Source organism: Anaerotignum lactatifermentans, from assembly GCF_014982935.1.
Lineage (GTDB): Bacteria > Bacillota > Clostridia > Lachnospirales > Anaerotignaceae > Anaerotignum > Anaerotignum lactatifermentans.
The window spans coordinates 68540-92481 of the sequence record NZ_JADCKK010000001.1 but is presented as its reverse complement, the minus strand read 5'-3'; the positions used below and the strand labels follow the sequence as shown (position 1 = coordinate 92481).

The following is a 23942-nucleotide window of genomic DNA, read 5'->3' as shown; positions in this document are numbered from 1 at the left end:
CAATGGAACAAAAAGAAGGGCATCTCAAATGGATTGACAGCAGGTTTTGAAGCGGGTATCCTAAGGGAAAAGGAGGCGTGTTATGGAAATCGAACGGAAGTTTTTGACCAAGGAAGTGCCTTTTTCTCTGGCGGATTTTCCTGCGCGGAAAATATCCCAGTGCTATATCAGCATGTCCCCCACCATTCGTCTGCGGCAGTGGGATGACAGTTATATCCTGACCGTAAAGGGAAAAGGACTGCTGGCGAAAGAGGAGTTTGAGTTAGAAATCACCAAGGAGGAGTACGACCATCTGCTGACAAAGGCAGAAAGCCCCGCTGTGGAAAAAGTGCGGTATCTGGTGCCGTTGGAGGATGGTTTGACAGCGGAAGTGGATGTGTACGAAGGAAAGCTGACAGGGCTTATGACCACGGAAGTGGAATTTCCTACGCTGGAAGAAGCGGAAGCTTATGAACCGCCCTACTGGTTTGGGAAAGATGTTTCCTTTGACCATCGGTATAAAAATACCAGTCTGTCTTTATATGGCATACCGGAAGAACAGGAATGAAAAAACGGCTGTTTATACAGCCTGAGCAGTTTCCCTTAAGAAATCAAGACAACAATGTTTTCTTAAGGGAGGCTGCTTTTTTTACGTTCTTTTTTCTTTTTCCCCAGCATAGACTGTATCGGAAAGACAAGCAAAGGGGAGAAGAAACGTGTATCAACGGCGATATGATAAAGTGTATCTGATGCTGCGGCAGGAAACGGCAGGCTATGGCATGGGCAGTCGGGGACCTTGGGGCAGCTGTATTCTGGAAATCAAAAACGGACAGGGAAAACTGACGGTGGCGGTGGAAGGACTGCGCCCTCTTATCCATGGTCAGTATCAGGTCTATGGACTTTTGGCAAAGGATGGAGAATGTAAAGGGATTTCCTGCGGTGAATTGGCTGTGAACAAACAGGGGCACGGAGAAATGGCATGGGATTTTGACCCGGATGCATTGGGCAGCGGTTATACTGTTGAGGATTTATTTGGCGTTACCGTGACAACGGAAACGGGAAACACCCTGTCTGCGCCCTTGACTGCTTATGTAGGGGAAAAGCGGCAGTGGCAGGCGCTGTTTTCTCCTTTGGAGGAGGAACCTGTGTTGCAGGCGGCGGAAACAGCTGTGCTGGAACGCCCCGTTGTGGAGGAAAAAGCCAAGGTTATCGAATTACCTCAGAAAGAGCCGGAAGCGAAAGGGGAAAGAAAAGAAGAACAACGGGAAATCCCCCAGCAGGCAGCAGCAGAAAAGGAAGAACCGGATTTTTCCTATCATGGGAATTTCCGCGGATTGCTGAAAAAATTCCGTCAGGAAATGGCGGAACTGGAGGAAATGGGTATTTTGACGGCGGAGGAAAGCGCAAGGATACTGGGGAAAAAGTCTGTGGAAGCCGCAAAGAACGGAGAGGACTATCGAGAGGTTCCCATAGAGATTATCAAGAAGGAAGAACTGCCCAAAGAGCAGGAGCGGGTTTCTTGGGTGGAAGCGGATGAACCAGTGCCAGAGGAAAAACAGGAAGAAGCTTTACATACAGAAACCCAAAAGGCAGAGGAATGTGAGAAAACAGAAGAACAGGAGCCCAAAACAGAGGTGGCATGGGATTTCTTTGCGAATAACCGCCGCATGACGCCTTTTGGTGATGGAACGCCGTGGATTTGTATTTCTCTGAAAGAACTTCTTTATTTTGGGGAAATTCCTTCTCAGCGCCAGCGGGATTTCTTTTTCCTGCTGTGTTATCATCGCTATGGGCATCTCATCCTCCATGAAGGGAAAGACGGCATGGAGATAGGTCTGCCGGACAGCTATGACAGCAGTGCCCGCCGCCGGGCAGAAGGGCTGGGCTTTACAGAATTTCGTCCTTTGCCGGGACAAAAGGACATGGGTTACTGGATTGGGCTGCTTTCCCGCTAGGAACTTCCAAAAAACCGTTGCGGAATTTTCGTTTCGATAGTATGATAAATACAATGCGAATCTGAAAAAAAGGAGCAACATCATGAGAATACGGAAAAAACCTTGGGCAGAGGAAGAACTTGCCCAGAACGACCATGTGATGAAAAACGCCGAAGCACTGAAAGGCAAATGGCGGGAATATTTTGGCAATGACAATCCCATTTATGTGGAAATCGGCTGCGGCAAAGGCGGCTTCATCCGCAAAAATGCCGAAGCATATCCCCATATCAATTTTGTGGGCATTGAACGGAATCTGAGTGTTGTGGCAGTGGCGGCAAGACGCACTACAGAGGAACTGCCCAATCTGGCGCTGGTATGGGATGATGCGAAAAAACTGTCCGACTTCTTTGAAGTAGGAGAATTCCAGCGTCTGTATCTGAATTTCAGCGACCCATGGCCAAAAAAACGGCAGTATAAACGCCGCCTGACTTACAGAGGCTATTTGCAGAGCTATCGGGAAGCCTTCGGTGACAAAGGGGAAATCTTCTTCAAAACCGACAATCGGAATCTCTTTGAGTTCTCCCTCAATGAATTCTGCGCCGATAACTGGAAACTGTCCAACATTTCCTTAGACCTGCACAACAGTGACTACGAAGGCAATATCATGACAGAGTATGAAGAAAAATTCTCTTCTCAGGGTATGCCTATTTATCGTCTGGAAGCTCGTTACGGTATGGAAGAAGAACAGAAAAAAGACTGAGATTAAAAAAGCACGAAATCTAAAGCAAATTCCCCTTAAGAAAACATTGATTTTTCTTTTCATTGATTTCTTAAGGGGAATTGCGACGGCTGTCTTCATAAGAAAACATAACAAAAATGTTAATAAAAAATAAGAAAGCCAAAATCCTTTGTATCATAAGGGTTTTGGCTTTCTCTGTTTTCTTATGAAGATGCCCCTAAGAGATTTCGTGCTTTTTCTATTAGGAAAGTGTGCCCCCTCGGATCAGAAAAAGGGCTTCATCCACCTGATCTTTTTTCACATAAAAGGTATAAGAGATTTTTACGGAATTGACGCCGCCAAAGCCGCTGAAGGTCATGCTTTGGTTGACGTTGTCCATTTTGACGCGGTAAGGGATATTGTTTTCTACCAGAAGATTGAGGATACGTTCTTTTTCCGCTGCGGTGGATACAGTGATGCATTTTGTCATTCGAACCATAGTGCTCCTCCTTTTGCTTCAGGCTTTTCGGGGTATGGGATCATAAGAGAGTTTGGCAGGCAGGTCTGTAGCCTCCAGTTTGAAAATTACAGGCCGCAGACCATCGTTGCAGGAACAGATGGCAACGCCGGGCTGACGAATCCAGTCGCCGAAATAGAATACATCTTTTCCGGCACCATGGGCAAGAGCGAAAACATATTGGTAAATGGCTTTCCATGCTTCGTCGCAAAAGCCTTCGGGTTTGGCGTAATCGGCGTAGAAAATCTGTCCTGCCTCCATCATGGGACAAGCGGTAAGCCCCGGTGCGCCGTATTGAGCAGCAAGTTCTTCATCCAGTGTGGTTTTCAGAACAGTGATTTTGACTTGATTCATAAAATCCCTCCTTTTGAGGTTTGCAGATGTTTTTCTGATTATACCATATCTTTTGATGCTTTTTCAATTTCCGTATATTGACATATATAGATTGTCGATATATTATATAGATAATCTATATATGGAGGTGAAAAGATGGCACAGGAAAAAGGCGTAGGCAATACATCTGTCTTGATTTTGAAATTGCTGGAAGAAAAGGACATGTATGGCTACGAAATGATTGAAACGCTGGCGGCTCGCTCTGACGACACCTTCCGATTGAAGGCAGGAACCCTTTATCCCATACTCCATGGGCTGGAAAAAGAAGGTTTTGTCACATCCTATGAGAAAGCGGCAGAAGGGCGCACCAGAAAGTATTATCGTCTGACAGAAGCAGGCAAGGGGGAACTGGCAAAACAGACGGAACGGTGGAACGCCTATGCGGCGGCAGTGCACAAGGTATTGAATGGGGGTGCTTGTTGTGCAGGGATTTAAAAAGATATGGAGCAGATGGAAAGCATGGCTGTCTGCGGAAACACTGTCGGAAAAAGACATTATGCGGGAGGAAATGGCAGACAGATTTCGCAGCTATCTGGCGGAATGCCGGAAAGCATGGAAGGCAGCTGGCATGACAGTGGCAGAACAAAAAGAGGCAGAGGAAACAGAAATTTCTTTGATTCTGGAAAAAATGGAGAGCGAAGAAAAGGCGGAAGAAACACAACTGCTTTCTTCTTCTGAAATGCAGAACTATGTGGATACGGTCTGTGACCAGATTCGCTGGAAACAGACCAGAAAAGCAGTGGCAGAGGAACTCACAGACCATTTGCTTTTGCAGAAAGAAGCCTTTCTGGCGGAAGGATTGTCGGAGGAAGCAGCGGAAAAACGCACTGTGGAGGAAATGGGTGACGGCATTGCGGTAGGTATGGCGCTGGACAGAACCCATCGTGCAAAGCCCCAATGGCAGATGGTATTGGTGGCTGCGGTATTGTTATCTATGGGACTGTTCTGCCGATTGACCATTGATGAGGTATCTTTTGGTGTGGATATGGCAGTGCCGGTGCTTTTGGCTGCGGCGTTGTTTGGAGCAGCCTATTTTCTGGATTTTACCCTGCTGGCAAGAAAAGCAAAATGGGTGATTCTGTTATTTCTGGCAATGCTGATTTTGTTGGTTCCTTTTGTAGAGAAAAGCGGCGGAGAGAGCGTATTTTTCTTTTTTGATTACGCTTATGCCTTGACCGGGATTGCTTTGCTGGCGCCTTTGCCTTTTCTTTCCGTACTCTTTTTCATGAGAGGCAGAAAGGTAAGAGGATACTGGCTTTGCTGGGTGGCAATGGCAGTATTGGCTGCGCTGCTGTTTTCTTTCGGAAAAATTTCTATGGTGTTGATTTTTTCTATCTCTGCCTATGGTGCATTTGCTGTGGCATTGGGTGCAGATTGGTTTTCCATGGGAAAACAGAAGGGAAAACGATTGCTGGCTTTGACAACGGGGGCAGGCATTGGAGCAGGAACACTGGCAATGCTTGGGATACCTGCCATGCGATTTCGTCTGAGCTTTGCTGTTGCGCGGATGGCAGGCGGGGAATTTGAAGGCGGTTATTTCAGATATCTGGTGGAAAATATCTGGGAAAACTGTCGTTGGCTGGGTAGTGGAACCCTTCCTCAGAACGAAATGGCAATGAGCGTACGGCTTGTGCTTTCTCAAAGGCAGGACTTGTTCAGCAATGACATTTTGCTGTCCAGACTGGGTTTTGCCTATGGAAAACTGGCGGTGGCACTGGTGTTGGCAGTATTTGCACTGTTTTTTCTGCTGTCTTTGGGGCAAATACGAAAGCAGCGGAGTGCTTTTGGACGAATGACAGCCCTTTCCATCTGGTTGGTGCTGCTTATGCAGACCGTATTCTTTACGGCTTATAATCTGGGATTTATGTTGGTGGCACCTTATGCTCTGCCTTTGGTGAGCTATGGCAATACAGTGCTGTGTATTAACGCTTTGCTTATAGGGTTGCTCTGTTCCGTATTCCGTCGGGGTGAAGGCGTACGGGATAAAGATTTGGCAGCGGCATAAAAAAAGAGAGAATGTTAAAGCAAATTCCTCTTAAGAAAACATTGGTTTTCCTTTTCCTCGATTTCTTAAGGAAAATTGTGACGGCTATCTTCAGAAGAAAACATATCAAATAAAATCATAAAAAATAAGCAAGCTGGAATCCTCTATATCATAAGGATTTCAGCTTGCTTTGTTTTCTTATGAAGATGCCACTAAAGCATTCTCTCTTTTTTTAGTTCCAATAAAGATTTGGCAGAACACCAAAGAAAATGAAGATTGCCACAATGATCCAGAAGGAAGCTGTGAATATCTTTTCTTTGGGTGCATCTGTATCTGCTGGTAAAGCAGGCGCTGGTGCAGGGTTGCGCCGCAGGAACAGATACATGAGCAGTGCCAGGAAAGGCAGGAAGATCAAACATTGCAGACCTGTGCTCAACAATTCCTGGGTGAAAGAAAGTTCCTCCACAACACCTTGCTGGGGTGTCTGGGCGGTGGCAGCAACACAGTTTAATGCGTTGATGAGAAAATGGGGCAGCATAGAGGCAAAGATGGAGCCGGTACGCTGTACCATAAACGCGAAGATGGCACCCAGCAGAAAGGCGTATAATGCCTGCTGGAGATTCATGTGCAGCATAGCAAACATGAGGGCGCTCATCAGCAGCGCTTTTTTTGCACCTAAACTTCGATAGCCGTGAAGGGCAGCACCGCGGAAGAGCAATTCTTCAAAAACAGCGGGTTGTACGGCAATGACAAACAGCATAGAAAAGAGTGAACTGTCGTTGAGTTCTCCCATGGCTTGCTCTACCAGATTAGGTTGGAGGGGAGATGTGAGCACCACAATCATGGAAATGAAAGGCAGTGCGCAATAAGCGATGCCAAGGCAGAGCAGTGCATTTTTCCAGTTCAGCGGTCTGAGGGAAAAACATTCCTTCACCGAAACCTTCTCTGTCTTTACATAGATGACCAGCATGGGAATGAATACCAAAAACTGTAGGATGATGTTTGCCAAGTCTGAAGGCAGAGCCAGAAAGTTTATCAGCAAAAGCTCCAGTATGGTAGAGCCAAGCATGAAGAAGAGAAATACGAACAAAAAGTATTGGTTTGTGCGTCGTGCCATAAAATTCCTCCTTAAATAAAAAACTTCCGGCGCAGGGAAAAGAGGCCCTTTCCCCGCCCGAAAGTTCCATGTTCCATTTGTGTTGTCTGCAAAGCTCAGCTTTCCGATTCCTGCTCTGCATCAGATGTACCGATGGCTGCCGCAGTCTTATATTTTTTGTCATATTTGCGGTTGATATAATCCGTACAGAACATTTTGATAGTAGCAAAAATGGGTACCCCGATAAACATGCCTAAAGGTCCCATGACAGCACCGCCTACCACAACGGCAAGGATGATCCACAGGGGGCTGATGTCCAGAGAGTTCCCCAGAATCTTGGGTCCCAGGAAGTTGCCGTCAAACTGCTGCAAAGCAAGAATGAACAGACCGACCCATACCCCATGGATGGGGCTGATGAGCAGTGTGATGATGACTGCGGGAATGCCCCCCAGAAATGGTCCGAAATAAGGGATCATGTTGGTCACGCCGATGATCAGACTCAGCACCAAAACCAGAGGAGCTTTGATGAGGGTCAGACCAATGAACGCCAGAATGCCGATGATCAGGGAGTCCAGGGCTTTGCCAACGATGAAGCTCTGGAAGATATTGTGGATACGGCTGCCGTTATAGAAAATACGATTTGCTGTTTTTTCGGAAGTCAGAGCGTAGATGACTTTCCGCAGCTGGCGCAGAAAGTTTTCTTTGTCAAAGAGCATGTAAAAGGCAATGAAGATGGCCATGATCAGATTGAATACGAAACGTCCCATGGTAAAGACATTGCCGATGAATGTGGTCAGCATTTTGGAAATTCCGTCGGAATCCTGAAGGAATGCCAATTCGCCGCTGCCTGCCTGCAAGTTTTCGGAAACACCCAGAACCGGTGTCAGCAGTCGGTTGATGATGTTGTTTACATCTTCCCCGTCGATGAAATCCACCTGCATGAACAAATCTTCGATCTTCTGGTTCAGTGTTGCCGTATAAACAGGAAGCTGTTTTGCGAAGCTGACGACAGATGTTTTGATCTCTGGCACCAGATAAATGGCGATCCAGATGATGCCGCCAATGACCAGTGTGTAGATCAGCGTAATGGCAACCGCACGGGTCACCCGTGGATGCCGCTGGAAAAAAGAGTTATTCTTCATGGTATGCCGTTCAAAGAAATTGATGAAGGGATTCATGACATAGGCAATCATAAAGCCCATGAGAAACGGCAGACACAGACCCTGTGTCACTGTAAGAAATGTATGTATGGTATTGCTGATGCTGGGCAGGTTGCCTGCAACTTTTTCAAAAAGCACTGTGGCTGCCAGTACCGCGAACACATATACAGCAATTTTAAAATAAGGTTGATCTGTTTTTTTCCAATCCCATTTTTTCAATGTTGTTGCGCTCCTTTATATTTCGTGATTCCATTCTATCCTACTATACTATGATTTTATGGAATGTGCCATATGGTTTTTGTAAAAATTTTCGGAAGCGTCTGCGATGGTGGGGGAATGTGAGAGAAAAATGGGATTTTCTCCATCTTTTTTCCACATGATAACGATTATATATGGAAACCAAAGCGGGAACAAGGGCAGAAGTTTAAGAAAAACATAATTTTTTCCGCCGAAAAGATTACGTTTTTCCCAGCGCGTTGACGGGGATTTTTTTGCTGTTTATAATAAAGAAAAATCGGTCAGAAAGGCGGAAAAACCATGGAAGAAGAAAAGATTCAGCAATTTGCGTCAGATTTTTTTCGGGTGGAAGAAGAGATTGGCAGCGTGATCATCGGACAGAAAGAACTGGTCAGGAATGTGCTGACAGCAATGGTTGCGGGGGGCAACGTGCTGCTGGAAGGCATGCCGGGTCTGGGGAAAACACAGCTGGTCAAAGCCGTGGGGGACGCTGTTGACCTGCATTTTTCCAGAATCCAGTTCACGCCGGACTTGATGCCTGCCGATGTAACGGGCACAACGGTCATGAACCGGGAAGAAAATGGCAATATGTCCTTTGTATTCCGCAAAGGTCCTATCTTTGCCAATCTGGTGCTGGCAGACGAAATCAACCGCGCCACACCAAAGACCCAGTCAGCACTGCTGGAAGCCATGCAGGAACATACGGTCACTGGCGGCAGTCAGACATACCGTCTGGAAGAACCGTTTTTTGTGCTGGCAACCCAGAACCCACTGGAAACAGAAGGCACATATCCGCTGCCGGAAGCCCAGATGGACCGTTTCCTGTTCAAGCTGGATGTGGCTTTCCCAAATAAAGAGGAATTGATGAAGATCGTCCTTTCCACCACCGACGGCAAAGTTCATCGGGCATCCAAGGTTATGGACGGCAAAAGACTCCTTCAGATGCGGGAAATTGCTCAGCAGGTGCCTATAGCGGAACCCGTAGCGGAATATCTGATGGATTTGATTTTGAAAACCCATCCGGAAAATCCCGAAGCGCCGGAAGTGGTGCGGCAGTATGTGCGTTATGGGGCAAGCCCTCGAGGTGCCCAGGCAGTTTTGCAGGCGGCAAGAATTTTTGCCCTGCTGGCAGGACGCTATCATGTGGCTTATGAGGACATCAAGCAGGCGGCAAAACCTGCCCTCAGACATCGTATTTTCCTGAACTTTGAAGGCATGGCAGAGGGAAAAACTCCCGACGAAATTATAGAGGCGTTGTATTGAAATGGAAACACTCAGGGAAGCACTGACAAAAGAATATTTGAAACGGCTGAAAGAAATGGCAATCCGCTTGAAACACCGCCTTTCCACAGACGGTTACAGCGGCGCCAGACGTTCCATGGCAAAGGGCAGCTCTCTGGAATTTTCTGATTACCGGGAATATGCTGCCGGAGACGATTTGCGGCGGGTAGACTGGAATGGTTTTGCCCGTTTCGGCAAACTGTATCTGAAGCTGTTTTTGGAGGAAAAACAGGCTTCTGTCCATGTATTTTTGGATTGCAGCCGTTCCATGGAACAGGATGGAAAATTTCTAGCGGCAAAGAAACTGGCGGCATCTTTTGCCTATGTAGGTCTTTGCGGCGGCGATCAGGTGCATCTGTTTGCCTTTGGGGATACCCTCCGGGCACAGAAGCGGAATCTGGCACAAAAGGGACGTTTTCTGGAAACCGTGGATTTTCTGGACAAACTGGAAGCAGTCGGGGGGACTGCGCCTTTGTCCGCAGCCATGGGATGCGGTCCTTTGCGGCGTGGCATTGCCGTTGTGATTTCCGATTTTATGACAGACAATGGCATCGAAGATACGGTGAAGCTGCTCCAGCAGAAAAAACAGGAGGTTTTGCTGGTACAGGTTCTTTCTAAGGAGGAGGAAGAACCGAAAGTTGGCGGCGCTGTTCGTCTGGTGGATGCGGAAACGGGAGAAACCAGAGATCTGGAGCTGAACGAAGCCATGGCAGCTGCGTACAAAAAAGCCCTCATGAAACAACGGGCAGCCCTCCGGGAATTTTGCAGCCGCAGGGATGCTGTTTTCGCTCACGTTTGTGAAGATGAAGACCTGTTAAGGGTGTTATACGAGATGATGAGATAGAACGGAATAAAAAAAGACTGTCTTTCCGGGGGGATTGGGCAGTCTTTTTTTGAAATTTTGGAAAAGGAAAAAGTGGAGCAAAGGGGTAGTTCTCAGGGGAAGAACAGAGGGTCAGTGGAGGAAATCTTACAAGAAAGAAGCGAAATTCTTATATTTTTCTGAAACATTGGCATTCCCCTTGCAATGAAAACTGTTTTTCGCTACAATAAAAACAGAAAGGATACCCATGCAGAAATTGCGTAGGATAGGGGGTTAGGAAATGAAGAACTTTTTCAGAGCAGCAAAAATCTGTTTGGCTGCCACTGCGGTTGTTTGTCTGGCAGCTTGCGGAACACCCGAAAATGCGGAGAATACAACGCAGACGGGAATGACTCCCGCAGAATATGCAACAGCGGCGCTCCAGAGCTTGGAAGAAGCGAGCAGTTATAAAGGCGCGGTCAATGTGGTTTCCAATATGCAGGGCAGCAATGACAGCACAGAAGTAACGGTTTCCCAGATCAAGGAACCTTTCTGTATGCAGATCACAGAGACCCTGAACGCTGCAGGCGGACAGAGTTATTCCACACAGCGGTATCTGGAAGCGGAAGATACCAATGTGAATCTGTTTATGAATTATAACAACCAGTGGACAGAAATGTCTTTGGAAAAAGATGCGGCACTGGATTCCGTACAGATTTATGATGTGCGGGAAAATATGATCACACTCCTGCAGCATACATCTGGCTGGCAGGAAACAGCAAGAGAAAACAAACAGGTGACACTGCAGGGCACATTGCCGGCAGCGGATGTATATGCCGTTGTGGAAGGCGGAAAACTGCTGCAGCTGGCTGGTATGAGCGGCATCGCGGAAAATTATTATGAAGGCGTGGCAGATGTTCCTGTGACCTTCGTATTCAAAGAAGATACAGGCGAAGCAGTATCCTGTCATATGGATCTGGGCAATGCATTGCAGACAGTGACAAACAATGTACTGAAAGAATTGCAGGCAGACAGCGCAGGCATTACCGTACAGGAATACGGTGTGACCATGGATATTTCCGATCTCAATGGTGTGCAGTCCATCGAAATTCCAACAGAAGCTCAGGGCGCCATCAATTATGAACAGGAAATCACCAGCATGAACGAAAGTGATGCGGCGTAAGAAAAAAAGATTTTCAACGGTTGTGTATGAAAAAACATACATGACCGTCTTTTTTTGGGGCAAAAATCCTGCAAAAATGCAAAAATCATGGATTTGGGCTATATTTTGCGGGGCAGATGCGCTATAATAGGAAAGATTTGAGTCAAAAAGAACAGAGAAAAGGAGAAAAACAAACATGATCGCAGCACAAGGTGTAAGCTTACAGTACGGCGGACGCGTACTGTTCAATGATGTGAACATCAACTTTACCAAAGGCAACTGCTACGGACTCATTGGTGCCAACGGTGCCGGCAAGTCCACATTTTTGAAAATACTGGCAGGGGAACTGGAACCCAACAAAGGTTCTGTATTCATCACCCCCGGCGAACGTATGGCAGTACTGAAACAGGACCACTTCATGTTCGACGAATTTGAGGTTGTGGAAACTGTTCTGTATGGTCACAAACGTCTCTATGACATTATGAAGGAAAAAGAAGCCCTTTACGCAAAAGAGGACTTTTCCGATGAAGACGGCATCAAGGTTTCCGAACTGGAAGGGGAATTTGCGGAGCTGGACGGCTGGTCTGCCGAATCCAACGCGGAAATCCTGCTGAATGGTCTGGGTGTTACCAATGAATTCCATTATGTAAAAATGAAAGAACTGACTGGTACTCAGAAAGTGAAAGTCCTGCTGGCACAGGCGCTCTTCGGCAATCCTGACATTCTGCTGCTGGACGAACCTACCAACCATCTGGATCTGCACGCCATCAAATGGCTGGAAAACTTCCTGATGGACTTTGAAAATACCGTGATTGTCGTATCCCACGACAGACATTTCCTGAATAAGATTTGTACCAACATCGCCGACATCGACTATGGCAAAATCACCATGTTCGTTGGTAACTACGATTTCTGGTACAGCTATACACAGATGACCCAGCGTCAGTTGAAAGACCAGAACAAACGTGTGGAACAGAAAATCAAAGAATTGCAGGAATTTATCCAGCGTTTCAGCGCTAACGCTTCCAAAGCAAAACAGGCAACCAGCCGTAAAAAACTGCTGGATAACCTGCAGATGGATACCATCAAACCTTCTTCCAGAAGATATCCTTTCTGCAGCTTCAAACAGGATAGAGAAGTGGGCAATGACGTACTGCTGGTAGAAGGTCTGTCCAAGACCATTGATGGCAAAAAAGTGCTGGATAACGTAAGCTTTATGATTCGTCCTAATGACAAAGTTGCTTTCGTAGGCAAAGACGAAATTGCAAGAACTACACTGTTCCGTATCCTCATGGGTGAGCTGGAACCCGATGAAGGTACTTTCAAATGGGGTATTACCACAAAGACAGCTTACTTCCCCAAAGACAATGCGGAATACTTCGACGGCTGCCATGATTCTTTGATTGAATGGCTGCGTCCTTTCGCAAAAGAAGGGGAACAGTATGACGCGGATATCCGTGGCTGGCTGGGCAGAATGCTCTTCAGCGGCGAAGAAGCCCTGAAAGAAGCAAACGTGCTTTCCGGTGGGGAAAGAGTACGCTGTATGCTGTGTAAAATGATGATGAGCGGCGCAAACGTTATGATTCTGGATGAACCCACTAACCATCTGGATCTGGAATCCATCACCGCACTGAACGAAGGTCTTATGGAATACAAAGGCACACTGCTGTTCGATTCCCATGACCATCAGTTCACACAGACCATTGCAAACAGAATCATCGAGATTCTGCCTGGCGGCATCATCGACAGACAGATGACCTTTGACGAATACATTGAAAGTGAAGAAATCGACGCAATCAGAGAAAAAATGACCGGGGAGGCGTAATCAGAATGATTAACGGAAAAATCGACTTGAGAAGCGACACCGTAACGGTGCCCACCGAGGAAATGCGGAAAGCCATGTATGAAGCTGTTGTGGGCGATGACGTTTATGGCGATGACCAGACTGTAAACGAACTGGAAGCGCTGGCAGCGGAAATCATGGGCAAGGAAGCTGGTCTGTTTGTACCCAGCGGCGTGATGAGCAATCAGCTGGCACTGTTTACCCATGTGAACCGTGGGGAAGAAGTGATTCTGCCTGATAACTGCCATATCGTAGCCCATGAAGCAGGGGCGGCTGCTATCATCGCAGGTGCACAGCTGCGTACTGTTCAGAATGTGGGTGGGGAAATGCCTCTGGATATCATCGAAAAATATATCCGCAAAGACCCTGAGGACATCCATCAGCCCAAAACAGCACTGATTACCTATGAAAATGCCGATTCCGACGGTCAGGTAAGAAGTCTGGAATACATGAAGAACGTGAGAGAACTGGCTGACAAATACCACCTGCCTATCCATCTGGACGGCGCACGTATTTTCAACGCAGCTACCGTTTTGGGTGTAGAAGCAAAAGAAATCGCGCAGTATGCGGACAGCGTTTCCGTTTGCCTGTCTAAAGGTCTGTGCGCACCTGTAGGCTCTGTACTGGTGGGCAGCAAGGAATTTATTGCCGTTGCCAGAAGAAAACGTAAAATCATCGGCGGCGGTATGCGTCAGGTAGGTATCCTTGCGGCAGCAGGCAAAATCGCCCTGAATGTCATGAGCAAACGCCTGCAGGAAGACCATGACAATGCAAAATACATGGCAGAAGCCCTTTGCGGTGTGAAAGGTCTGGAAGTTTATAAAGAAAGACAGCAGATTAATATGGTATTTTTCCGTTTGAAAGATTATCCTCTGTCCTCCGCGGAACTGGTGGACTATATGGCAAAACATGATGTTATCATCAACGGTGAAGATAACGGCATCATGCGTTTTGCTACCCATAAATATGTAACAAGAGAAGAAATCGACAAAGTGGTCGATCTGATGAAACAGGTATAAGACTTATGGCGAAGATATTTATTGTACTGGCTTTGGGGTTTGTTGTGGGCTTCCGCGGCATCCTCAAAGAAAAAGGACTGAAGATCAACGCCAAACTGCAAACTGTTTGGCTGATGCTGCTCATATTCTGTATGGGCGTCAGCATCGGCAGAAATGGTGACATCATACAGGCTTTGCCGTCTTTGGGCGGCAAGGCTTTGTTGTATGCGGTTTTGGCGGTGATTGGCTCCATTGTGGTGGTGTATCTGCTGACAAAGGTGTTTTTGCGGAAGGGGGCAAATGAATGAGCAAAGCGATTCTCATTGCCCTTGTGCTGGGCATCGGCGCAGGTGTCGTCATGCCGGAGGGCGTCAGCGGCTTTCTGGATACGGCATCTTCTTATATGCTGTTGATTCTGCTTTTTTCCGTGGGCATTGATATGGGCGTGAACCGGGAAGTATTTGGGCAGATTCGCCGGATGGGTCTGCGGATACTGGTGATTCCTCTGGGGGTCATTCTGGGCTCTCTGGCAGGGGGCGCAGTTTGCGCTATGATTCTGCGTATGGATGTAAAGGAAGGTCTTGCCATCACTTCCGGTTTGGGTTGGTACAGCCTGTCCGGTATCCTCATGACAGAGGCAGGCAATCCCATTGGCGGTACCATTTCCTTCCTGTCCAATGTGTTCCGGGAAGTGTTGACATTTCTGCTGGTGCCTGTGCTGGCAGGCAGAAACGTCTATACAGCCATTGCCCCCGCAGGCGCAACGGCTATGGATACCACATTGCCCCTGTTGAGTAAGTATACAGACAGTAAGACAGCCATACTGGCTTTCGTCAGCGGTGTCATCTGCACATTGGCTATGCCGGTGCTGGTTCCGCTGTTCTGTTAAAAAATTTGAAAAAAAAGTGTTGACAAAGTTCTGGTTTTGTATTATGATATCCAAGTCAGCTGAAAACAGCAAGACACAAAACCAGATATGCGGATGTGGCGGAATTGGCAGACGCGCTAGATTCAGGTTCTAGTGGGCATTACGCCCGTGCAGGTTCAAGTCCTGTCATCCGCACCAGACCATGATAATCCGAACCCGGTTCCAATCGGGGACGGATTCGGATTTTTAGTATATCTATGCTAAAGCAAAAGCGGCGGTATCATAACGATACCGCCGCTTTTGTTATACGCTTTTATGTTGTTCTGCTTCCTTTGCCCTCTGTGCTTTCCATTCTTCAAATTCTTTCTGCCCCTCCGGGCTGGCAAAGAATTTCTGAATTTCGGGAAGCAAGCACCGGGCAAGGGCATTTATCTCATACTGTGGGATTTTGTCCGAGTGCTTTTCTGCCATAGCTCGCCTTTCTTTATTCAGTTGTCAAGGTACAATGCCGCATAGGGGCGGCGTAAAAATCTGCTTATAATCAATCACCTTTCCTTTGTGTGTCGCTGTTGCCGTTTCAATTCCGCCAGCACCTCCGGCGGGATACGGTCAACAAGTTTCTGAATGTTCTGTAGTTCGCTTTCCAGCTTCGCCCGTTCCATACGGTCTTTCATCTTGCCGTTTTCACTGGCTCTGGCTCTTGCTTCCAGCTTTTCATTTTCAGCTAACAGGTCACTTATCGTGACCTTGTATTTTTTGAGCTGCCCGGAGAAATTCTCCATCTGGGGAAACCACTTTTTCAGCATGGAGAGGGCTTCCTCTTTCTTCTTCCCTGCATTGAACGGGGTAATGCCGTCCAGCGTGGCTTCAATAGCTCTTGCCTGTTTGGAGAGATTGACCGCCTGCTTGAACAGCCGGGTGGGAATATGCTTCCTGCCTGTCTTGCTGGCACTTTCTCCACGCTCCAAGTCTGGATATTTCTCCACCATATAGGCGTGAAAATCGTCCTGCCACTTTGTGAGGTTGGCTCTGTTCCCAATAATCTCCTTTGCACACAGCCGGTTGTCCTGCGTCAGTGGAACAAAGACCAAATGCAGATGGGGTGTTTTTTCGTCCATGTGTACCACCGCCGACACGATATTTTCTTTGCCTACCCGGTTAATGAGGAAGTCAGCCGCCCTCTGAAAAAACGCCTGTATCTCCTTTGGGGGGTTGCCCTTGAAAAACTCCGGGCTGGCGGTAATCAGCGTATCGACAAACCGAGTACTGTCCTTACGGGTACGGCAGCCTGCCTGTTCAATACGGTTCTGTATAAAGTGGTAGTACCTGCCCTCCGGCTTGACAATGTGGAAATTGTACTTGCTCCGGCTGGTGTCAATGTCGGGATTGCTGGCGTACTGTTCCTTTTGCCTTTCGTGATGGGCTTCCAGCGGTCTTGCCGGGTTGCCCTTGTGCTTTTCAAATCGCAAAATTGCGTGTTGTGCCATAAACTCCTTTCCTCGTTCCTTTCCCTTCCGTTCCCGGGGTTTTCCACAAGGAAAATCCCGCCCCAAATAGCTCTGATAGGATTGGAATGGAATCGATATAAATAAATCATTTTAATCTCTGTATTTCTATACCGTCCGATTTCGGTACTCCAAGAGGGCTGATTTTTGTACTCGTCAAGTACGGTTTTCAGCTCTCCGGCGTACCAAAATGGAAATTCAAGAAGTCAGAGATTGGAACTGCCCTCATAGGATTTTGGGTAAATGCGGTTGGGTTTTCCACAGCCCTGTTTCTTGATGTCGATCAGCTCTGCATACTGTAATTCCCGCAGGGTGTTGACTGCCTTTTGCCGCCCACAGTGAAGCAGGCCCACTACCTCACAGATGGGATAGTACAGGTAAATCCGTCCGTACTCGTCAGCCCATCCATTTTTGCGGGATAGGTCTGCCCGGCGCAGGATAAAGGCGTACAGCAGCTTTGCTTCATTGGATAATGGCTGATAGGTTGGTGCTTCAAACAGGAAATTGGGAAGCTGGGTGAAGCTCTGCGCCCGTTCCTGTTGGTAGTGATAGATAAACTTCGTCATAGTGTCTTATGGACAATTAGAAGCCCTGTTTTGAGAGTTAGCGATAAAGAATACCACCTGCCCTGGTTTGGTGTTCGGAAAGCCCCATAAATACAGGATTTTTTCGCCCCTAATTGTCCACGCACGCCCTCCTTTTCCGTTCACTTTCTGCTTTCTGCCGCCTGTGAACGCTGACGGCACAATCCGGGCAGTATTTCGCCCGATTAGAGCCGGGAACAAAAGCTCTCCGGCAGACAATACACCGTTTTGTGTCCTTATCCCGGAAAATCTCTGCTTCCAGCGTCCGATCCAGCGGCAGGACAGCCCAGCGGAAATGCTTGCAGCAGACCGAGAAAGAAATCGTCTGCGGACAGATACAGGTATCGCCATCATCCAGCACAATGCAGTTGCCGCTGTCATAGCTGCAACATTCCCGGCGAATCAAGGCGTTTGCCCGTTTCCGCTGTGCTGGGGTCATGCGGTACAGAGAGCCGTCCGGCTTGCGCTCCAACGGCGGCAGCTTTTTGAGATTGTTTTCCATGTGTGTCCTCCGCTTTGTCTGATTGCCGTTTTCCCCGAAAAGGCTTCCTGCCCCATTTCTGCGGCGTGTGTTCTCCGTTGGTACGCAAATGCGATACTTCGCCGGGAGAAATATTCCTTTTTCGGACGGTCATTCTGTTTTCAAGGTGCAGCTCATCGATGAACTACCCTAAGTCTACACGAAAAAAATGCAATCCTCGGAATTTTGCGAGAATTGCATTTCTGTGAAGTTTACACTTTTAAAATTGCATTTTTGCAATTTTGCTGTATAATAGAGTTATACGGAGGAGGTGCATACTATGGCTTTACCCGGAACACCCGGACAGAGGATTTCTGACCTATGCAACGGAAACAAAATCAAACAAAAAGAACTTGCAGAGAAGATCGGCGTTTCCGCTTCCCAGCTGAGCCGCATTGTCAGCGGCGAAACAAGGACAGTCAGCAGCGATATTCTCATTGGTGTGGCAAAGGAATTTAAGGTGTCCACCGACTATATACTGGGGCTATCCAATATCAGCGTCCGCAAAAGCTATGATATATCCGAGCTGGGCTTGTCCGAGGGAGCAGTCAAAGGGCTTGTGACGGGTGCTGTGGATGTGCAAATCCTAAATCGCTTGCTGGAACACAGGAACTTCCCGAAACTGATAGATTTGATACGGATTTATTTTCAGGACACAGCGGCAAAGGGCATTATGGCACGAAACCAGCTTATTGAAATGGCAACGGCTTCCCTGTCTGATCTGATGAAAGAACACCCGGAACACCGGGCAGAAGCAAGACAGGACTTGCAGTTCTTGAACGCACAGAAAATGGGCGACCATGAAGCAGAGATTGAGAAAATCAAGAATGTGTTCCTTGCTATCCTGCGGGACATTAAGAAAGAGATGGACAGCGGCGAGCAGCCGGGAGAAACCATTACCGCTGCCATGTTCCAAACTATGCAGGAAGCCATGAAAAACCACCAGCAGGAGCCGCTTTCTATGGATGATGTGACCGCTATGATTGCCGGACGGGTCGGGCAGCTTCTTCCGATGGACGAGGAAACTGCCGGGCAGTTCCAGCAGTTGGCGAAGAAAATGATTGAACTGGCAGGCAAGGAAACAAAGATAGATGGAGGAAATCATGATGTTACGACCAAAAGAAGTAGTATGTAAATGGGTAGATGCTTTTAACGACCACGATGTTGAGGCAATCGTGAGTCTGTACCATGATAACGCAACCAATCATCAGGTAACAAATGAACCGGTGATTGGGATAGAGGCAATCAGAGAAATGTTCACAACAGAATTTACCACAGCTGATATGACAGCCATTGTAGAAAATATATTTGAAGATGGGCAGTGGGCAATTTTAGAATGGAGAGACCCATTAGGATTAAGAGGCTGCGGATTTTTCCATGTTGTGAACGGGAAAATTTAATTTCAAAGAGGTTACTGGGATAAACTTTCCTTTTTGAAACAACATAATTTGCCTATTGAATAGATAGAAAACTTCTAATTGAAGGAGGAATTATGCGATACTCAAAAGAAGAAAGTAAAATGATATGGGATCAAAATGCTGAATTTTGGGATTATACAATGGGTGATGAATCAAATGATTTTCACAGAAACGTGGTCCGTCCAAAGGTCACAGAACTTCTAAATCCCAATTCCTCAGATTATATTTTAGATATTGCGTGTGGAAACGGAAACTATTCGGCATATCTTGCTGAAAAAGGCATTTCAGTTGTTGGCTTTGATTATGGTGAAAAAATGATTGAACTGGCAAAGAAACGAAGAAAACACAATACTGATAGAATTGAATTTTACGTAGCAGATGCCACTAATGAAATCAGTATGAAGACGTTAAAAAGAAACAGGATGTTCACAAAAGCGGTTTCAAATATGGCGGTCATGGATATTACCGATATTAAGCCGCTTTTTACCGCTGTTTACAATTTGATTGAGGATAATGGAGTTTTTGTATTTGCAACACAGCATCCGTGCTTTGTTACACTGACAGATAAATACATGACACCACACAGCTACTACGATATTGCGATTGAAGGACAACCACAAAAGCAATGTTACTATCATCGTTCTTTGCAGGATATTTTTAATATGTGTTTTGACACTGGTTTTGTAATTGATGGTTTTTATGAAGAATGCTATTTTAACAAGGAAATTCCAGATATTATAATTGTTAGGGCTAAAAAAGTAAGCGGAGCATTCCATTCCCTGCAAGTTCAAAGAAATTAGATTTTCAGTTATAAACAAACCAATCCACTTCAAAAATTTTTCAAACTGATTGACAATCTATCTGTTATATGATATTCTGACAATCAGTTTGAAGTTGAAAGGAGGCTTACGTGTGTTAATTTTTGTACGCTAATAAACAACAAAAAGTCGGTTTTTCATTCCATGTGATGGGCTTTTTTGTCGTGCGTACAGAGAAACACGTAGGTCAATCCTTTATGACAATGATTGTCATAGAGTATTTCTTGTCGTGCCTTTTGTTATGCAGGTATATGCCCATAGTGGAGCATATATCTGCTTTTTGTTGCGCAGAAAAGAGTATGTGACAAAAACAGGAGGTATTGATATGACAACAGAAACTAAATTTTGGAAAAAGAAGTATTTTACTATGCTGGCGGGACAGAGCGTTTCTCTCATTACAAGTGGGATTTTGCAAATGTCCATTATATTCTATCTCACAGCAAAAACAAATTCCGCTATGGTCTTATCCATTGCAACCTTGATGGGCTTTCTTCCTCAAGCTGTGATTGGCCCCTTTGCAGGGACTTTTGTGGATCGCCATAGCCGCAAAGGAGTGATGATCGGAGCAGACCTTATGATTGCCGCAACAGGAGGATTTCTGGCAGTCGTTTCAGTGTTTATGGAACTGCCCATATGGCTCATTATGCTGGTCTTATTTGTCAGAAGTATCGGCAACGCTTTTCATTCTCCTGCGTCCAGCGCAGTTACACCGCTTATGGTTCCGCAAGACCAGCTAACCAAATGTGCCGGTTATAATCAGACCATGCAGGCCGCCGTGTCCCTGATCAGCCCAGCCGCTGCCGCTTTCTTATATAGTGTCTGGTCATTAAGCACGATTATTCTATTGGATATTATCGGCGCAGTTCTGGCTTGCGGCGTTGTTGCGGTTCTGTCGATTCCAAATCCGCCAATATGCCCAGGCGAAAGCCAAAACAGCTTTTTCCGGGATATGAAGGAGGGATATTTTGAGTTAAAGAAAAACAAGGGTTTGTTCGCATTACTTTGGATTGGAACGGCATATATGTTTTTCTTTATGCCTATCAGTGCATTGTACCCTTTAATGAGCATGGGATACTTTCGTGGAACACCTACCCATGCGTCCATAGCAGAAATTGCTTTTGCAGGCGGTATGCTTGCAGGGGGAATTTTGCTCAGCGTTTGGGGTGGATTCAAGAACCGGATTTTTTCAATCGGTCTATCGGTTCTTGTGATGGGGGTAAGCATTGCGATTTCCGGTTTGCTGCCCACCAATGCGTTTTTATATTTGTAATTTGTTGTACAGTCATGGGATTAACTTCTCCATTTTACGGAGTACAAAACGCCTTGTTTCAAGAGCAGCTTCCACCAGAATATCTGGGACGGGTTTTCTCATTGCTCGGAAGCGTGATGTCCTTTGCCATGCCGCTGGGTTTGCTGTGTTCCGGTATTTTTGCAGAACGAATTGGTGTGGAAAAATGGTTTTTACTTTGTGGAATAGGGATTATTGCGGTTGCCGTTTTGGTTTTCGTATTGCCAGTTTTACGAAATGTTGATTGTCAATCCCAAAACAGTTTTGCTCGTAAAAGCGACGATTGAGAAGAAAACGCATTTATTAAAGTGATGGGAAATCGCAAAGCCAGCCGATCCAGTCAACGGTCAAGATGAACGGCGCATAAATGCGCCGCCGTTGACAGTTTCGCCTACCTTTGCTGATAGGCAATCAAGGCGGGAAAGCCCTTAAAATGGCTTCCCGCCCATTTCAATTTTGAGAGAAAAACCCACCCGCTTTTTCGTGAGTGTGTCCACAAGTTCGGGACATTTTGTCCCGAAGTCCGACGTGGGACGATGGACGGGGGCTTTCCTATACGCCCTGTCTGCTGCTGAAACCAGCCCTGTATTTGCGGCTTTACGCCATGCAACCACAGCCCTGTTTTCTTGCTACTTCAAATGTACTTGCCCTCCCCCGGCAACTTCATTTTCGCAGCAACGCCGACAGAGCGTATAACACACTACACTTTGCAAGCAAAGTCGTGTGCCAAAGGGATACCCTTTGGAAACCCTGTTTTGCGGTCATGTGTACCCACATTCCCCGCAAAACGCAAAAATAAGCGGTTTCAGTCTGCTGTAACATCACAGTCAGATTGACCGCTTATTTTGGTGCTGCATTCCCTGTTTCCTCTGCTCTTTATGCGAGCATTTATCATAATAATTATGCTTATTGCGGATTGAAAATAAAACGCATAAATGTTATAATAAGCACAGAGAAAACAGGGAGGTCGCAGCTATGAAAGAATTGGGAGAACGTCTGCGGATATTGCGGGAGAGCGTGAAACTGTCACAGGTAAAGATGGCGGATTTGCTGGGAGTAAAACAGTCCAGCATTAACCGCTATGAACAGGGACAATCTGCTCCGTCTTTGGAAACGCTTGTGAAGTATGCAGATTATTTTGATGTGTCTATGGATTACCTGTTTGCCCGGACGGATAAGCCCCAAGGCAAGCTGTACGAATACCGCCCTAAAATTGCAACGGGCAGTGAGGAAATGCGGCAGTTTATTGAAATGTGTTTTGACCCGCAATCGCCAATGAGTAAAAAGTTAAAGCAGACGCTTCTTCAAATGATGGAGGTGGATAAATGAAAGGTGTGATCTACGCCCGCTATTCTTCCGATAATCAACGAGAAGAAAGTATTGAGGGGCAGTTGCGAGAATGTAAGGATTATGCAGAACGAAACGGTATCACGATTTTAGGAACATACATTGACCGGGCTTTATCAGCAAAAACGGACAACCGCCCTGAATTTCAGAAGATGATTAAAGACAGCGCAAAGGGCTTGTTTGATGTTGTCCTTGTCTGGAAATTAGACCGCTTTGCACGAAACCGTTATGATAGCGCACGCTACAAAAATCTCTTGAAAAAGAACGGTGTGAAAGTCATTTCCGCAAGGGAAAATATCTCCGAGGGCAGCGAGGGAATTATTCTGGAAGCTATGCTGGAGGGCTATGCAGAATACTACTCTGCGGAACTTTCTGAAAAGGTTATTCGAGGTCTGACTGACAATGCGCTGAAATGTAAATACAATGGCGGTACTGTCCCGATGGGATATTACATTGACGAACAGCAGTTTTATCAAATCGACCCCAAGACCGCCCCGGTGGTACTGGAAATGTTTACAAAGTACAGCGAGGGTGCGACCATGCAGGAACTTGTCAATCTGTTAAACAGCCGGGGTATGCGTTCCATTCGTGGCGGGAAAATCACATTGAATATTATGAACCACCTGCTAAAGAACCGCCGTTACATGGGAGAATACAGCTATCGTGATGTAGTCAAGGAGGACGGTATTCCGGCGATTGTCCCGAAAGAGTTGTTTGAACGGGTACAGGAACGGCTGGCAAAGAACAAAAAAGCTCCTGCCCGTCACAAAGCCGAGGATGATTACCTTTTGACAACGAAGCTGTACTGTGGGAAATGCGGCTCTTTCATGGTGGGAGAAAGCGGCACAAGCCATACAATGAAAGTACACCGTTATTATCGCTGTGTGAATACTAAGAAAAAGAAGCTCTGTGACAAGAAAGCGGTCAAGAAAGACTGGATTGAAGATTTGGTTGTCAATTATACCATGAAAGCAATTATGAATGATGAAGTCATGGAGCGGCTGATTGATACGCTGATGGAGTTGCAGAAGAAAGAAAGCACCGACCTGCCACTTTTGAAAAAACAGCTTGCAGAAACGGAAAAAGGTATTAACAATATGCTCAACGCTATTCAAGCAGGGATTTTTACCCCATCCACCAAGCAAAGGCTGGACGAGTTGGAAGAAACAAAAAGCCAGCTTGAAGTCAGCATTTTGCAGGAAGAAATGCACAAACCCCTGCTTACAAGAGAACAGATAGCATTTTTCATTTACCGTTTCCGCAAGTTTGATGTGACAAAGCGGGAACAGCGGCAAAGGCTGATCGACAGCTTTGTAAATGCGGTGTATCTTTATGAGGACAAGATAATCCTTACTTTCAACTATAAGGATGGTTCCAAGACTATCACTCTGGCAGATGTTGAGGGTTCGGATTTATCCTCATTCGGTGCATCCAAGAAAAAATGACTTGCAAATGCAAGTCATTTTTTTTGTTTTCGGTGGGACGAGAAA

The 23942-nt window shown here is 46.4% G+C and carries 23 protein-coding genes, 1 tRNA gene and 2 pseudogenes; 19 read left to right on the top strand and 7 right to left on the bottom strand.

The window, feature by feature from the left end; translation table 11 throughout:
- The first annotated feature begins 82 nt into the window (after positions 1–82).
- The 3 genes from INF29_RS00500 to trmB all read left to right on the top strand — a co-directional run bounded on the left by INF29_RS00500 (position 83) and on the right by trmB (position 2673).
- Positions 83–547 carry a CYTH domain-containing protein gene (locus tag INF29_RS00500; protein ID WP_193484038.1) on the top strand — a complete coding sequence of 155 codons (465 nt, stop codon included), beginning with the start codon at positions 83–85 and terminating at the stop codon, positions 545–547.
- A 148-nt stretch (positions 548–695) separates the two neighbouring features.
- A complete protein-coding gene (locus INF29_RS00495) occupies positions 696–1934 on the top strand; it encodes a hypothetical protein (protein ID WP_193484037.1) in 1239 nt (412 codons plus the stop codon).
- An 82-nt stretch (positions 1935–2016) separates the two neighbouring features.
- Positions 2017–2673, top strand: coding sequence for a tRNA (guanosine(46)-N7)-methyltransferase TrmB (gene trmB / locus INF29_RS00490; RefSeq protein WP_072848025.1), 657 nt, complete (start codon positions 2017–2019; stop codon positions 2671–2673).
- Between the two features lie 220 nt (positions 2674–2893).
- On the opposite strand, the gene INF29_RS00485 is transcribed toward trmB, so the two are convergent.
- Positions 2894–3130 (bottom strand): putative signal transducing protein, encoded by a 237-nt coding sequence (locus INF29_RS00485; protein ID WP_072848024.1) that lies wholly within the window; start codon positions 3128–3130, stop codon positions 2894–2896.
- 18 nt (positions 3131–3148) lie between these two features.
- Complete coding sequence (locus tag INF29_RS00480; protein ID WP_193484036.1) at positions 3149–3502, bottom strand: TIGR04076 family protein; 354 nt, start codon at positions 3500–3502, stop codon at positions 3149–3151.
- A gap of 135 nt (positions 3503–3637) precedes the next feature.
- Between INF29_RS00480 and INF29_RS00475 the strand changes: the two genes are divergently transcribed.
- Both INF29_RS00475 and INF29_RS00470 read left to right on the top strand, forming a co-directional pair.
- Positions 3638–3976, top strand: coding sequence for a PadR family transcriptional regulator (locus INF29_RS00475; RefSeq protein ID WP_072848022.1), 339 nt, complete (start codon positions 3638–3640; stop codon positions 3974–3976).
- Positions 3963–5546, top strand: a complete 1584-nt coding sequence (locus INF29_RS00470; protein ID WP_193484035.1) for a permease prefix domain 1-containing protein — start codon at positions 3963–3965, stop codon at positions 5544–5546. The genes INF29_RS00475 and INF29_RS00470 overlap by 14 nt, the downstream gene beginning before the upstream one ends.
- Positions 5547–5757: 211 nt before the next feature.
- On the opposite strand, the gene INF29_RS00465 is transcribed toward INF29_RS00470, so the two are convergent.
- Both INF29_RS00465 and INF29_RS00460 read right to left on the bottom strand, forming a co-directional pair.
- On the bottom strand, positions 5758–6642 hold the full coding sequence (locus INF29_RS00465; RefSeq protein ID WP_193484034.1) for a CPBP family intramembrane glutamic endopeptidase: 885 nt from the start codon (positions 6640–6642) through the stop codon (positions 5758–5760).
- A gap of 95 nt (positions 6643–6737) precedes the next feature.
- Positions 6738–8000, bottom strand: coding sequence for an AI-2E family transporter (locus INF29_RS00460; RefSeq protein WP_072848019.1), 1263 nt, complete (start codon positions 7998–8000; stop codon positions 6738–6740).
- Between the two features lie 318 nt (positions 8001–8318).
- On the opposite strand from INF29_RS00460, the gene INF29_RS00455 reads away from it, so the two are divergent.
- The 8 genes from INF29_RS00455 to INF29_RS00420 all read left to right on the top strand — a co-directional run bounded on the left by INF29_RS00455 (position 8319) and on the right by INF29_RS00420 (position 15170).
- Positions 8319–9281 carry an AAA family ATPase gene (locus INF29_RS00455; protein WP_193484033.1) on the top strand — a complete coding sequence of 321 codons (963 nt, stop codon included), beginning with the start codon at positions 8319–8321 and terminating at the stop codon, positions 9279–9281.
- Between the two features lies 1 nt (position 9282).
- Positions 9283–10143: a DUF58 domain-containing protein gene (locus tag INF29_RS00450; RefSeq protein WP_193484032.1), complete on the top strand. Its 861-nt coding sequence runs from the start codon at positions 9283–9285 to the stop codon at positions 10141–10143.
- 259 nt (positions 10144–10402) lie between these two features.
- Complete coding sequence (locus INF29_RS00445) at positions 10403–11284, top strand: BAR domain-containing protein (RefSeq protein WP_193484031.1); 882 nt, start codon at positions 10403–10405, stop codon at positions 11282–11284.
- A gap of 175 nt (positions 11285–11459) precedes the next feature.
- Positions 11460–13088 carry an ABC-F family ATP-binding cassette domain-containing protein gene (locus tag INF29_RS00440; protein ID WP_087988505.1) on the top strand — a complete coding sequence of 543 codons (1629 nt, stop codon included), beginning with the start codon at positions 11460–11462 and terminating at the stop codon, positions 13086–13088.
- A 5-nt stretch (positions 13089–13093) separates the two neighbouring features.
- Positions 13094–14125, top strand: coding sequence for a low-specificity L-threonine aldolase (gene ltaE / locus INF29_RS00435; RefSeq protein ID WP_087988506.1), 1032 nt, complete (start codon positions 13094–13096; stop codon positions 14123–14125).
- 5 nt (positions 14126–14130) lie between these two features.
- The gene (locus tag INF29_RS00430) at positions 14131–14412 is read left to right on the top strand and encodes a LysO family transporter (RefSeq protein WP_072848013.1); all 282 of its coding nucleotides are present in this window, start codon (positions 14131–14133) and stop codon (positions 14410–14412) included.
- Complete coding sequence (locus tag INF29_RS00425) at positions 14409–14993, top strand: lysine exporter LysO family protein (RefSeq protein WP_191343903.1); 585 nt, start codon at positions 14409–14411, stop codon at positions 14991–14993. Before INF29_RS00430 ends, INF29_RS00425 begins: the two co-directional genes overlap by 4 nt.
- An 89-nt stretch (positions 14994–15082) precedes the next feature.
- A tRNA-Leu gene (locus INF29_RS00420) sits at positions 15083–15170 on the top strand.
- A 347-nt stretch (positions 15171–15517) separates the two neighbouring features.
- Here the strand turns inward: INF29_RS00420 and mobV are convergent.
- The 3 genes and pseudogenes from mobV to INF29_RS00405 form a co-directional block, all read right to left on the bottom strand.
- A complete protein-coding gene (mobV, locus tag INF29_RS00415) occupies positions 15518–16459 on the bottom strand; it encodes a MobV family relaxase (protein WP_193484030.1) in 942 nt (313 codons plus the stop codon).
- Positions 16460–16646: 187 nt separating this feature from the next.
- Positions 16647–17043: pseudogene (locus INF29_RS00410) on the bottom strand (replication initiator protein A).
- A gap of 109 nt (positions 17044–17152) precedes the next feature.
- Complete coding sequence (locus INF29_RS00405) at positions 17153–17563, bottom strand: cysteine-rich VLP domain-containing protein (protein WP_193484029.1); 411 nt, start codon at positions 17561–17563, stop codon at positions 17153–17155.
- Positions 17564–17861: 298 nt separating this feature from the next.
- On the opposite strand from INF29_RS00405, the gene INF29_RS00400 reads away from it, so the two are divergent.
- The 6 genes and pseudogenes from INF29_RS00400 (at position 17862) to INF29_RS00375 (ending at position 23897) form a co-directional block, all read left to right on the top strand.
- On the top strand, positions 17862–18716 hold the full coding sequence (locus INF29_RS00400; RefSeq protein WP_193484028.1) for a helix-turn-helix domain-containing protein: 855 nt from the start codon (positions 17862–17864) through the stop codon (positions 18714–18716).
- On the top strand, positions 18685–18981 hold the full coding sequence (locus tag INF29_RS00395) for a nuclear transport factor 2 family protein (RefSeq protein WP_330608226.1): 297 nt from the start codon (positions 18685–18687) through the stop codon (positions 18979–18981). Before INF29_RS00400 ends, INF29_RS00395 begins: the two co-directional genes overlap by 32 nt.
- A gap of 92 nt (positions 18982–19073) precedes the next feature.
- The gene (locus tag INF29_RS00390; protein ID WP_193484027.1) at positions 19074–19799 is read left to right on the top strand and encodes a class I SAM-dependent DNA methyltransferase; all 726 of its coding nucleotides are present in this window, start codon (positions 19074–19076) and stop codon (positions 19797–19799) included.
- A gap of 343 nt (positions 19800–20142) precedes the next feature.
- A pseudogene (locus INF29_RS00385) lies at positions 20143–21392 on the top strand (MFS transporter).
- A gap of 688 nt (positions 21393–22080) precedes the next feature.
- Positions 22081–22434 carry a helix-turn-helix domain-containing protein gene (locus tag INF29_RS00380; protein WP_193484026.1) on the top strand — a complete coding sequence of 118 codons (354 nt, stop codon included), beginning with the start codon at positions 22081–22083 and terminating at the stop codon, positions 22432–22434.
- Positions 22431–23897, top strand: coding sequence for a recombinase family protein (locus tag INF29_RS00375; RefSeq protein ID WP_193484025.1), 1467 nt, complete (start codon positions 22431–22433; stop codon positions 23895–23897). Before INF29_RS00380 ends, INF29_RS00375 begins: the two co-directional genes overlap by 4 nt.
- Positions 23898–23942: the final 45 nt, after the last annotated feature.